This is a genomic window from Paraburkholderia sp. SECH2 (genome assembly GCF_030464795.1).
GTDB classification, from domain to species: Bacteria; Pseudomonadota; Gammaproteobacteria; order Burkholderiales; family Burkholderiaceae; genus Paraburkholderia; species Paraburkholderia aspalathi.
Genome location: NZ_JALPRH010000054.1, coordinates 1 through 11,476, shown reverse-complemented (window position 1 = coordinate 11,476; position 11,476 = coordinate 1). Strand labels below are relative to the sequence as shown.

14 protein-coding genes and 1 pseudogene are annotated in these 11,476 nt (G+C 60.5%); 10 read left to right on the top strand and 5 right to left on the bottom strand.

Annotation, left to right across the window (positions count from 1 at the left end):
* Positions 1-624, bottom strand: a 624-nt coding sequence (locus M0D66_RS37535) for a ParB/RepB/Spo0J family partition protein (protein WP_266212915.1), incomplete at its 3' end; no start/stop codon positions are given.
* A 221-nt stretch (positions 625-845) separates the two neighbouring features.
* Between M0D66_RS37535 and M0D66_RS37530 the strand changes: the two genes are divergently transcribed.
* From M0D66_RS37530 to M0D66_RS37495, 8 genes are all read left to right on the top strand, one after another.
* Positions 846-1,259 carry an antirestriction protein gene (locus M0D66_RS37530; protein ID WP_266212914.1) on the top strand — a complete coding sequence of 138 codons (414 nt, stop codon included), beginning with the start codon at positions 846-848 and terminating at the stop codon, positions 1,257-1,259.
* Positions 1,260-1,327: 68 nt separating this feature from the next.
* A complete protein-coding gene (locus M0D66_RS37525) occupies positions 1,328-1,642 on the top strand; it encodes a hypothetical protein (RefSeq protein ID WP_266212913.1) in 315 nt (104 codons plus the stop codon).
* Positions 1,639-1,833 (top strand): hypothetical protein, encoded by a 195-nt coding sequence (locus M0D66_RS37520; protein WP_252889370.1) that lies wholly within the window; start codon positions 1,639-1,641, stop codon positions 1,831-1,833. The genes M0D66_RS37525 and M0D66_RS37520 overlap by 4 nt, the downstream gene beginning before the upstream one ends.
* Before the next feature lie 43 nt (positions 1,834-1,876).
* Positions 1,877-2,101: a DUF3717 domain-containing protein gene (locus M0D66_RS37515; protein WP_266212912.1), complete on the top strand. Its 225-nt coding sequence runs from the start codon at positions 1,877-1,879 to the stop codon at positions 2,099-2,101.
* Positions 2,098-2,508, top strand: coding sequence for a hypothetical protein (locus M0D66_RS37510; protein WP_266212911.1), 411 nt, complete (start codon positions 2,098-2,100; stop codon positions 2,506-2,508). Before M0D66_RS37515 ends, M0D66_RS37510 begins: the two co-directional genes overlap by 4 nt.
* A 236-nt stretch (positions 2,509-2,744) precedes the next feature.
* Positions 2,745-3,803, top strand: a complete 1,059-nt coding sequence (locus M0D66_RS37505; protein WP_266212910.1) for an IS110 family transposase — start codon at positions 2,745-2,747, stop codon at positions 3,801-3,803.
* A gap of 509 nt (positions 3,804-4,312) precedes the next feature.
* Positions 4,313-4,852, top strand: coding sequence for a hypothetical protein (locus M0D66_RS37500; RefSeq protein WP_266212909.1), 540 nt, complete (start codon positions 4,313-4,315; stop codon positions 4,850-4,852).
* 19 nt (positions 4,853-4,871) lie between these two features.
* Positions 4,872-5,189, top strand: a complete 318-nt coding sequence (locus M0D66_RS37495) for an XRE family transcriptional regulator (protein WP_266212908.1) — start codon at positions 4,872-4,874, stop codon at positions 5,187-5,189.
* A 122-nt stretch (positions 5,190-5,311) separates the two neighbouring features.
* Here M0D66_RS37495 and ltrA read toward each other — a convergent pair whose 3' ends face one another.
* Both ltrA and M0D66_RS37485 read right to left on the bottom strand, forming a co-directional pair.
* Positions 5,312-6,682: a group II intron reverse transcriptase/maturase gene (gene ltrA / locus M0D66_RS37490; RefSeq protein ID WP_266212907.1), complete on the bottom strand. Its 1,371-nt coding sequence runs from the start codon at positions 6,680-6,682 to the stop codon at positions 5,312-5,314.
* A 507-nt stretch (positions 6,683-7,189) separates the two neighbouring features.
* Positions 7,190-7,945 carry a hypothetical protein gene (locus tag M0D66_RS37485; RefSeq protein ID WP_266212906.1) on the bottom strand — a complete coding sequence of 252 codons (756 nt, stop codon included), beginning with the start codon at positions 7,943-7,945 and terminating at the stop codon, positions 7,190-7,192.
* 523 nt (positions 7,946-8,468) lie between these two features.
* Here M0D66_RS37485 and M0D66_RS37480 point away from each other — a divergent pair.
* Positions 8,469-9,482, top strand: coding sequence for a transposase family protein (locus M0D66_RS37480; RefSeq protein WP_301773378.1), 1,014 nt, complete (start codon positions 8,469-8,471; stop codon positions 9,480-9,482).
* Between the two features lie 18 nt (positions 9,483-9,500).
* Positions 9,501-9,725 carry a hypothetical protein gene (locus tag M0D66_RS37475; RefSeq protein WP_266212904.1) on the top strand — a complete coding sequence of 75 codons (225 nt, stop codon included), beginning with the start codon at positions 9,501-9,503 and terminating at the stop codon, positions 9,723-9,725.
* A 146-nt stretch (positions 9,726-9,871) separates the two neighbouring features.
* On the opposite strand, the gene istB is transcribed toward M0D66_RS37475, so the two are convergent.
* Together istB and M0D66_RS37465 are read right to left on the bottom strand one after the other, a co-directional pair.
* On the bottom strand, positions 9,872-10,687 hold the full coding sequence (istB, locus tag M0D66_RS37470; RefSeq protein ID WP_266212903.1) for an IS21-like element helper ATPase IstB: 816 nt from the start codon (positions 10,685-10,687) through the stop codon (positions 9,872-9,874).
* Positions 10,684-11,476, bottom strand: a pseudogene (locus M0D66_RS37465) (IS21 family transposase); the annotation flags it as partial. The pseudogene M0D66_RS37465 and the gene istB, both read right to left, overlap by 4 nt.

Sequence of the window (11,476 nt, the reverse complement as noted above, 5' to 3'; positions counted from 1 at the left end):
CCGACGTCGGCATAACACGCGTTCCTGCAGTTCGTGATCGTCCGTCAGTGCAAGCGTGCGGATCTGTTCCAGCGTCATGCCGTCATCGCGAAAGACGTCGATCAGGCGGGGCGACACGTTCGCAAGTTTCAGGTGCCTTTGCACCTGGATTTCAGACAGCGAGAAAAGAGCCGCAATGTAGTCCACCGTACGGCCTTCATTGACCAGCAGGCGGAATGCTTCGCAGGCGTCCGCCGGATGCATCGGCTCGCGCTGCTGGTTCTCGATCAGCGACACGGCGACGGCATCGGCTTCGCTCACAACCTTGACCGGTACGGGGTAGCTGTCATCGATCCTGCCAGTCGTGCGCAGCAGTTCCAGTGCGAGCAGGCGACGCTGGCCCGCACATACGCCCAGCTTGCGCTGCTTGCAGCGCGCCTTCATCTCGTGGGTGACGAGGTTTTGCATCACGCCCGCTGCGGCGATGTTCCCGGCCAGCGCCTCGATGCCGGTAGGCGCCTTGCGGCGCACGTTGTGCGGCGACTTGCATAGCAGACCGAGCGGCACGTACTCGATCTGGGTGTCGTTGCCGAAACGGCTTTCGACAACGGTTTCGGTTGCACGATTTTCAACGATTTGATCCACGGTTATCTCCGGTTATGGCCATCGCTACATGCGAGGCACACAACCATTATACGGACAAAATGCCCTAAGTAAAGATTATATGAGTGGATGTTATTTGGAATTTTTAATTGAATAATAAAAGTGATTTAAAATGAAAATTAAAATAATCTCATGTTAGGACAAAATGTCACTATAATTAAGTTGTGCCTCGCATGTAGCGATGGCCATAACCGGAGATAACCGTGATTGATAATGAAACCAGAATCTCGTCAAACGTTGTTGTTGACGAGTTGCGCCTGAATTTCCTTCCTCACTACCTGGGCGCGCAATACCTCCAGGGCGAGGGGTTGGTGTACGACTGGGCCGCGCGCCTTTCGAGTGCCTACAACGGCGGTTCGTGGGACTTCTTCCAGTTGTCGAACGGCGGCTTCTATATGGCCCCTTCGAACTGCGGACGGATGCATGTGCGGTGGCATATGAACGGCTACAGCGACATGATGGGCGCGGACGCCTTCGGCATCGTTGTCACGCTGTTTGCCCTGTGCCATCTGGCGGAAAAGTGCGGCGATGACAGCATTATCGAGCACTACCACGAACTGCGCGCCTACGCGACGCAGCACGTAGAGGCCGCGAACATTCTCCGCGCTATCGACTAATCAACCAGCCCCGGCCTGCGGGCTGGGGTCTTTCGCCCTATCTGAAAATCAGTGAGGAAGAAATGGACATGACGCAAATTCGCCCAACCTGGCTGACCGCACTTCTGCCTTTGCTGGCCGTCTACCAGTACGGGGACCGTGAAATCGTGCGTGCTGAACTTTTCCGTATGGCGCTGTCGGCGGATGCGGCGTCGAAGACCGCCGACGCGCTGCACCGCATCGCCAACATGCTCGACCGGGATGGTCATGCGATCGACATGCACCGCGAAGAGCTTCGCGCTATCGCGCGTGCCGCGCTTTCGGAGTTTGACCGCGTACCGCCCCGCGCGCCGCTGGTAGCGGTTCACGAAGCAGTCCGCCGCACTCGCGAGCGTGCCACATGACGACAGAACTGAAACTGGGTTGCGAATTGAAGCGTGGCGATGTGCTGCGCACATGGTTCGGCAATCAGACGATTCTTGAAATGCTGCCGTACAGCGGCCCGTTCGACTTCATCTGCGGCGTGGCGAAGTTGCCGGACGCCGATATGTCGATCGACCGGGGCGGTCTCTACGAAGTGTTGTTCGCCCAATAACCTGAACCGCCCGCGTATACACGCGCGGGCTTCGGAGTCTGACATGCCAACCTTTACAATTGCCGAGATTGAACAGGCGATCAACGTGTGGCGAAACCGCCAGGCGTCAGGAGAAGACGCGGCGCTGTGCCCGAAAGCGCGTCACCTTGCTGATGTCTATGGCGAGATGATCTACACGCACGCGACGGCCATCGACGTGTCTTTGCTGTCTGCCGAGCAGGTGGAAGCCGTGACCACTGCCCTTTATCAACAGGAATTGCCGCTATGACCGACGAATCGAAGTTTCCCCCCGAAATGCTCGAACAGTTTCGCCGCGAGCAGGAGGAAAGCGACGCCCACTTCACTGTCGCGGCTGGACGGTTTTTTGACGCATGGAAACAGGCTGCCATGCTGGCCGGTCCAGTCTATTTCGGCGATGGCACCAGAGAGGCTGTTGAGAACGCGAAAGACAAGTGGGCGCTCGCGCCCAATGGGGCGGTCATTCTCGACGCCTTCGGTGTTCTCAGCAGCGGCGAGCGCACTTTTCTTGCCGCGCTGTATTCGTTCTACAACTCGGACGATAGCGTTCTTCTGTGGGAGAAAGCAGGCATCAGGGGCTTCGCCGACCTGTCGGGGCTGGACCTTGTTCGTCGCAAGCTGATCGCGAAGCTTTTGCTGAACTACGTTGGTTGGTAACGGGCAGGTATGCTGTGTCCGGGGCTGACAGGCTCCGGCCCGCCAGTCCGATCGCAGACACGGGTGCCGGGCACCCCCCTTCCTGCTAAACCAGGACTCGTATTGACCGGGAGCTTGTCGCGCGCGCCTGCGCGCCCGGATCGAGGCGCACGAATTGATAAGGACCTCCCTCACGCGAGCGCCGGGATATGCCACGATGGTGGCGCAGGTCCGATCAATCGAGCAAGGAGAACGTCATGAACAGGATTGTCCGTGTAGGCGTTGATCTGGCGAAGAACGTGATGCAGCTTCATGGCGTCGATATCGCGGAACACGTCGTGATCAGGAAAGCAGTCACGCGAGAGAAGTTTCTTGAGTGGTTCGCGAATCTGGCACCTTGCGTGGTCGCAATGGAGGCCTGTACAGCTTCTCATTTCTGGGCGCGCCGACTTCGCGAATACGGACATGATGTAAGGCTTATTCCGCCGCAGTTTGTGGTGCCGTATCGCAAGGGCGGCAGCTCCGTCAAGAACGATGCGGTGGACGCCGAGGCAATTTGCGAAGCAGCCAGTCGGCCGCATATGCGTTACGTTCCGGTCAAGACGCCAGCCCAGCAAGGCGCGCTCGTGTTGCATCGCATGCGCCAGGGTCTGATTGAGGAGCGTACTGCGCTGGTCAACCGGGTTCGCGGCCTGGTTGCCGAATTCGGGATATTTCTTCCGCAGGGCATTCACCGATTCAGGGAGAGGTTCGCCGAATCAGTGGAGGACGGGGGGAACGAATTGCCCGGACTCACGCGGGTGGCATTGTTGCGAGGGTGGACGCGAATTGTCGAGCTTGACGCAGAGATCGACTGGTTCGACAAACAGGTCGCCCAGCATGCAAAGAATGATCCCGACGCGAGACGCGTCACGGAAATGTTCGGTGTCGGGTTGATCACTGCTTCCGCCGCGAGTGCCACGGTAGGAGATGCCCGCCAGTTCCGCAACGGCCGACAGTTCGCTTCATGGCTCGGGCTCGTTCCAAAGCAGAACAGTAGCGGCGGCAAGGAGCGGCTCGGCCGCATCACCAAGCAGGGCGATGCGTATCTGCGCACGCTGCTGTTCCAGTGCGCGCGGGTCACGCTGACGGCAGCCCGACGCAGACAGGACCGACTGGCGCGATGGGTTACCCAGCTAGTTGAACGCGTCGGCTACGGCAAGGCGCTGATTGCGATCGCCAACAAGCACGCACGTGTGCTCTGGGCGATCTTGGCGAAAGGTCAGCGATTTGATCCGTCCTACGACGGGCAGCCCCACGGCGTTGCAGCACAATGAAGGACCGATAGCATCGTAAGTTGAAGCAGCCCATGTTGTACTTCATCGCAGACACCCGGTAAGGATAAGCGACAGGTCAGACCGGCAGCGGGAGAACTCGACGGGTCCCCAGGCAATGCGATCCCGCATGTGCCGACGCACGAATGGAGTCCCGCTGCGCGGTTATTATCCGGGCCACGGTCAGCAATGCTGACATCGAGAGGCCGATTGTAGGTGTGCAGTCTGCCAGCCGCTTCGTGCCGCGTCGCGATGATTGAAAGATGACTATGGAATGGAATTAAAAGTTAGAACTTGGTTTTAACGGGAGGTCCTTATAGGGACCCGCGCCGGGAGGCGTGGGGAGAGCGCCGACCCGCAGCGGCAGCGGAGGGACGATCCGGTGAGGCGCCGTGCAACTGTGGCCGGGGTCGTCAAGCAGCCGCAGGCTGCGTGTTTCCACCGCGGCGAAGCCGTGGGGGCTGGATCGAGGACAGAGGCACCAATGAATCGTTCAGGATCAGGAGGGCACCATGTTTCGAGTGCAGGTCTGGGATGACGACGCGAACCACTACGTCGATGTGGTGCTCAGTTTTGACCAGTGGGGGGCGGGCGGATTCAGGCACGCGCAGCTTGGCGATACGCCGGCGGAATACGACGACCTAGGTGAGGCATGGCGCGATGCAGTTGACCTGCAGGAACGATTCGGCGACGCGATCGTTACGCTGCTCGACACGTCGACGGGAGAGCGACACTTTGATGAGCGCAACCTGCCGGAGGTTGGCGCTGATGCCAGTGAAGCTTCGGCGGCCCCCAAAATCTGGACGGACGACTGGATCATCCAGCGTGCCGTGCGTATACGGGTGGCGAATGCAGGGGGCGACGTGTACGAACCATGGCCGGGCTATACGCACCCGATGACTCGCGATCAGGCAGTCAAGGCGCTCGAGGAGTGCGAAGCGCGGTGGCCAGAGCATGAGTTCCGCGCGCATCGATTACGGCTGGAGGAAAAGATCGCTGCGGACGCGATCGACCGAGCGCGAAGATCCGGCCGATCCAGGAAGTACGACTAAGAGAAAAGGCGACAGAAAAATGACGGTTGATATTCATACACCCATTCGGGCCGAGTGCTTGCTCCCGGCGGATGAGGGCTGGGAGCGGCCTCGGGGCGCTGAGGTTCAGGAGGTGGTGCGACGCACCGGCCTGTCGGGTCGGGCTCTTGCCCGGGTGCTCGGGCTGAGTGAGCATGGCGGCCGCCAGGTCAGGCGCTGGATCAGCGGAGAAACGCCCGTCCCCTATATAGCGTGGGCGATTCTCTGTGATATGGCGGGCCTTGGCACAATCTGGCGTGGCAAAACCCTTGCATTGGGGTTGAGTGGTATGGCTGAATCAGCGCCCGACGACGAATGACCGGGCGTTACGTTTTGCTGTCACCACGTTGCGCGGAATCGGCATAGGGACGGCCATGAGGCCGTACCCCTGCCACACCACCCGGCATGCGGGTCCGCACCGGGCGGTTCGGGAAGTTGAGGTTACGAGAGTCGGGGTACACCCAACTGGTCGAAGTATGCGATGGTCAGCACGCTGTTAAGCAGCCGGTCACTATTGCGCCACCAGCAGCGGCTGTTAGCCGCCACCTGTCGCGCAACGTTATCCGGTGCACCCAGCGCACGCAGTTCCCGGTAAATGGTCGTGCCACGGCGCCAGTGCTTAAGCTGGATCGCACGCAACCGGTGACGCAGCCACTCGTCCAGCTTGCGCCAGACCTTGGGCGTTTGCGCCAGACGGAAGTACGCCTTCCAGCCCTGCACATAGGACCGCAACCATTCCACCACTTCGGACATGCTGCGCCCGCCACTGCGACGCGTCAGTTCACGAATGCGGTGTCTGAACGCCAGCAGCGGTTTGGCCGCCACCTTGCGTTTGACCACTCCGCCCGGAGCTACCCACAAGCTGTAGCCCAGGAACTTGCGACCAAACACACTGGCCATGGCGCTTTTGGTCTCGTTGACCTTCAGCCGTAATCGCCCATACAGACGTCGCAGCAGCGCCATCACCCGTTCACCCGCGCGACGGCTACGAACATAGACATTCGCATCGTCGGCGTAGCGTGCGAAGCAGTGGCCCCGCCGCTCCAGTTCCTTGTCCACCTCGTCGAGCAGCACATTGGCCAGCAACGGGGATAGTGGCCCACCTTGCGGTGTGCCCTGATCCCGCTGCTGGACCACTCCGTTATCCATGATGCCGCTGTTCAGATATGCCCGGATCAGCCAGATTACTCCGGCGTCGTTCAGGCGTTTCTGTAGGCGGTCGATCAGGATGTCGTGGTTGACCCGGTCGAAGAACTTCTCCAGGTCCACGTCCACCACGATCCGCCGCCCCGACTGCACGTACGACTGTGCGGCAAGCACCGCGTCGTGCGCACGCCGTCCGGGCCGGAAGCCGTAGCTGTGCTCGCTGAAGGTAGGGTCCAGAACTGGCTGCAAGACCTGCAACAGTGCCTGCTGGATCAGCCGGTCCGTCACCGTCGGGATGCCAAGCTCGCGCTCGCCTCCATCCGGTTTCGGAATCGTCACCCGTCGTACCGGACTGGGCCGGTACGTCCCCCTCAACAATTGTTCTCGGATCGCGGGCCACGCCGTCACCAGATGATGCGCCTTCTGGTCAATGTCCAGACCGTCCACGCCAGCGGCTCCCTTGTTGGACCGCACCCGTTTGAACGCCTGCTTCAGGTTCTCTCTCGTCTGCGCCGCTTCCAGCAACGCCGACCCTGTGTTCCCCGATTCATGTCGCGGACGCCCGGCTTCGTCGCAGGCAGGCGTACCCCGTGCGGCTTCACCGCGCGCGGCTCCTACCCGCCCCATTTGCACGGGCTTCTGACGCAATGCCTGTTGCATCGACATGACGCTGAACACTCCTTCCCGTTCGGCCCTTCGTCACCGGCTTCAGCCTCACCGGCCTATCCTGTAACTACTACAGCCTCTGCTGACTTCTCGCTGCGGCTCGACGCCGTCGCCCTTTCAGGCGTGAGGCGAGATCTCCCCAGGTAAGAACGCACTCCTTCACTGCACAACCGCCGGATCTACGTCACCGCTCCTTGATCACTAGAGCTTTGCGGTTTCTTGCCCGCTCGCCCTGATCAGTGCCGCCTTCTATCCGGTTCTTGTTCATCGGCTCGCAGTTTCGCTCCACGCTTCCTCCCCACACTCGGTCACCCTCATGCAGTTGCGCTTCGCTTCGTTCGCTGTGATCAACTTACGATGGGACTTTCACCCACAAGAGTGCGCCCATGCTGGGCGCACAAAAGAAAGCCGGCGCACCGAAGCGCGCCGGCTGAATGTCCTGGCTACATTTTGAGGCCGGCCAGAACCTGAGAGGCTTTCAGAATATCCGCTTGTCTGGCCTAGGTTTCAGGCGCTTAGCGCCTGATTGAAGGGTTGCGCGTCAGCTCGCCGATCAACTGTGGACTCCGTTCGACGCTCGAGCGACGCCTTGCGCTTTTCTTCCGCGTTCGCGATGAAGTCGGACAGTTCGCGTTCCATGGCTGAATCCTTGGCGCCCGGCTTCCACGTCGCGGCTCCGTGCCGCCGGCGCGTGGTCCGAGCAAGTGCCAACGCTGCCTTCGCACATTCGTATTCAATCTGGCCACAAACGTCGATTGGCTCACCGAATTCGCGGAACGCTTCCACATACTCCCGAGCGGCGTGCACCGTTGCCGAGTACTCGCGCAGTTCGGAGATAGCTTTGCGGCTCAGGACGTGCCACTGAAGCTTGTCCGGATAGGCAAAGGCGGGGATGGAGACGCCCTCGCTGGCTTCGCGGCTTCTGGGGCCGGCGGGCTCCGCTGCTGCCCAAGCGGCCTTATGCATCATTGTCCGACAGGTTCGAGCGCAGCTTTCCAGCGATAACGCAAGTTCCAGTGCAGTGTCGCATCGCTGACGCTGGCGCTCTCTGGCATCCCTTGCTGAGATCCACGCGAGCGTTACGACAGAGCCGACTGCCCCTGACGCCAGCGCCAAAGTCATCGGAGTGTTCCAGCCAAGTAGCTGGAGATATTCAAGCCATTCCTGCCGCATACGATGCGCCTCGGAGAAAGAGGTGCACAGATTATAAGCAATCGTTTGCGGCGTATTCAGAGCAAAAAATGCGGTGTGTATTTTCGCCACAAACGCTTCGTGGGGGCGGTGCGCATCTTGACAGACCGCGCCGAACTAGGGCACTCGTCGGCCCAGCACCAGGGGAAGGGCGTCAAAAGACTGAGGCCGGTTCGCTTCTTAAGCGGACGGGTAGCGACGTTGGTCCGAACGGAGGCAATGTGTCCGCGTGCTGCCGCTCTTGGCACGCATCGTTCGATCCTAGACGATCGGCAACGTTCGGCCCAGACCGTGTCAAAACGCTTAGCCACTGGGAATTGACGAAACCTGTCTCGGCGCAGATCGTGGCTTTTCGACTACGGCGACCCGAACGTCGATTCACAGCCGAACATATCGCAAAGGCTCGACAACCCCGTACGGGCGTCACGCCCGCATCGCTAGACAGCGTCAAGCAGCATGGCCGGTCAGCGACAACTATCTTGGCCGGCGCATTGACTCATCAGAATTGCAACTCGCGTTGACCTGTTGCCTCACGTAGTTTGCTACCCGTCGGATTGTCCGGCGGGAGCGGCACGAGGTGACGAGGCAAATCAGCATGACGACACGCAAGCAGTTGGTCGCAGCATTGCAATCGCGGTATAGAAGCGCGACGTTCGGTGACCGGATCAGGATTCTCGACGAGTTCGTGGCTTTGACCGGCTATCACCGCAAGCACGCCATCCGGCTGCTGCGGGAGCAACCCGGCGCAACGAAGGAGACCCGCGAGCGCAACCGGTTATACGACGAGGCGGTACGCCAGGCGCTGACGGTGTTGTTGGAAGGGGCCGACCGGGTTTGTGGCAAGCGCCTGAAGGCGTTGATTCCGAAGCTGGTTGACGCCATGGAACCGCACGGCCATCTCGATCTGGATCCGGTCATCAAGGCCAAACTCCTTCAGGTCAGCGCGGCGACCATCGATCGCCTGCTGGCCAATGCACGTTTGCACATTGACGGGCAGCGCAAACGCCGCAAGGGTGTGGGCTCGGCCATCCGGCGTAGCATCCCGGTGCGCACGTTCGCCGACTGGCGTGATCCACCGCCGGGTTTCTTCGAGTTCGATATGGTCGAACACTGCGGCGGCTCGAAGACGGACGGTGAGTTCGTTCACACGCTGACATTGACCGATATTGCCAGCGGCTGGACAGAATGGGTGGCCATGCGCACGCGCAACCAGATGCTTGTTATCGAAGCGTTTGAGAAGGTGGCCGCCGATCTGCCATTCTCAATGCTTGGGGTGGATTCGGATAACGACACCGCATTCATGAACCAGAGCGTATTCGACTACTGCAAGGGACATGGCCTTGAGCAGACTCGCTCGCGTGCGTACAAGAAGAACGATCAGGCCTGGGTGGAACAGAAGAACGGCGCCGTCGTGCGACGGCTGGTTGGTTATGGTCGTCTGAGCGGTACCCATGCGAAGAACGCGCTCGCGCAGCTATATGCGTCATCGCGTCTATACATTAACTTCTTCCAGCCTTCATTCAAGCTGAAGTCCAAGGCGCGCGACAGCGTCGAACCCGCGATCAAGGAAAAGCTGAAGGCGCAGTTCAACAGCCTCGATCCTGTATGACTGCTGCAGGAGATGCGAATGGCTCAGCAGACTTTGAGCGAGTTCGCGGCCCATGGTGTGCCCGCTGAAGCAACGCCAGCAGGCGAATCAGATGTTGCCGTTTTCCTCGCGAGCCTCTCTTCGGCATGGGAGCAAGGGGAAGCACGTCCGACGCACCGCAAGCAACTCAAAGCAAAGCACTGGTGGAAGACCCGGGTGGATCCGTTCGCCGACGTGTGGCCGGTCACATTGAAGGGTGGCTGATCGCCGAGCCCACAGTTGCTGTTGAGGAGTTGATGGACCGGTTGGCAACGATGGTTCCGGACGTCTATGCACTGGATAGCGTCAAGCAGGAAGTCCGGTTTACCGACAAACGTCTTGGCCGGTCGGCCGAGGTGATTGTCGCTGCGTCAGGGGGGCATGGTTGTCGCTCCGCTCGGGTTGTCAGTGGGTAATTGACGGCGGCGCTCTTTCTGTTTGTCGCTGGCTGTGCGGCGCCGATAGCTTTCGACATTCAGCTCGAAGATCGTCGAGTGATGGACGAGCCGGTCGATGGCGGCCACCGTCATGCCGGGGTCCGGGAAGACGTCGTTCCAGCCGGAGAACGGCTGGTTGGCCGTTATCAGAAGACTTTTCCGCTCATACCTCTCGGCGATCAACTCGAACAGCACGCTGGTTTCGGCCTGGTCTTTCCTCACATACGACAGATCATCGAGGATGATCAGGTCGAACCGGTCAAGCTTCGCGAGCGCCGAAGGCAGCTGCAGACTCTGGCGCGCGACCTGGAGCTTCTGCACGATTTCGCCGGTGCGCGTGAACAATACGCGATAGCCGGCGTCGATTAACGCATGGCCGATGGCGGATCCCAAGTGACTTTTTCCGCCGCCGGGTGGACCGAACAGGAGGATCGTGGCGCCTTTCTCAAGCCACGAATCGCCGGTGGCCAGCGCCATCACATGCGCCTTCGAGACCATAGGCACAACACCGAAGTCGAAGGTGGCGAGCGTCTTGGTCGGATCCAGATGTGACTCGGCACGATGACGCTCGATTCTTCGTTTGGCGCGCTCGGCGAGTTCATGTTCGAGCAATGCACCGAGTAACCGGGACGCCTGCCAGCTCTCCTTGTCCGAACGTTCAGCGAAGTCCGACCACAACCGGCCGATCGTTGGCAGGCGCAGTTCGTTGAGCATAAGTGCAATACGACCAGCATCGTAGGCGGCGCTCATGCGAGCACCTCCTCATCGAGCAACGTGTCGTAAAGCGCGGCGGACGGCATCTCGACGACAACCACCGGACACTCGGCCTGGCGCGGCGCGAACTCATCGAACAACGCCTTCAGATCGGGCAGTTCACCGAGTTCGAGCAATACATCGAGCCGCTCGGCCAGTTGCGCCTCGACGCCGTGGTGCCCGGCGAGCTCAAGCAGGCCGACCATGGTCTTGCAGGCGCTACGCGGCGTCAGTGCCTGATCCAGTCGTTCCCAGGTGCGACGATAGGCTTCACGCGGAAACAGATCATCACGGAACGCGAGACCCCTGAAGGCCTGCGGCTTGCGTTTGAGTGCGTCGATGAAGTGCCGGTAGTCGATGCCGCGACCGCGCCGTTTGCTCGTGTGTGTGGCTCTCGCCGTGCTGTGCACGAGCGCGCCGGACAGATAGCAATCGAGCCGGTCACTGTAGAGGCGTACCTTCAGGCGATGACCGATCAGCCGCGACGGGGCGCTGTACAGGACACAACGCACGGTGAACGTGCCGCAGCGTGTCACGCGCGCCTCTTCCTCAGCGAAGTCAGTGGTACGGTGCTCAGGCAGGTCCAGCAGGTGTTCGCGCTCGATCTGGAACGCTGCAGCATTGCGCCGGTTGCGGCGCATCACCACCCCGCGCACGAACTCGTCGTACGCGGGCCAGTCCGTGAAATCGCGGTGACCGCGCAATTCCAGAGCCTGATCGACCTGATCCTTCAGATAGCGATGCGAGGATTCGACGCTGCCATACTCATGATTATGGGCTCGAGCC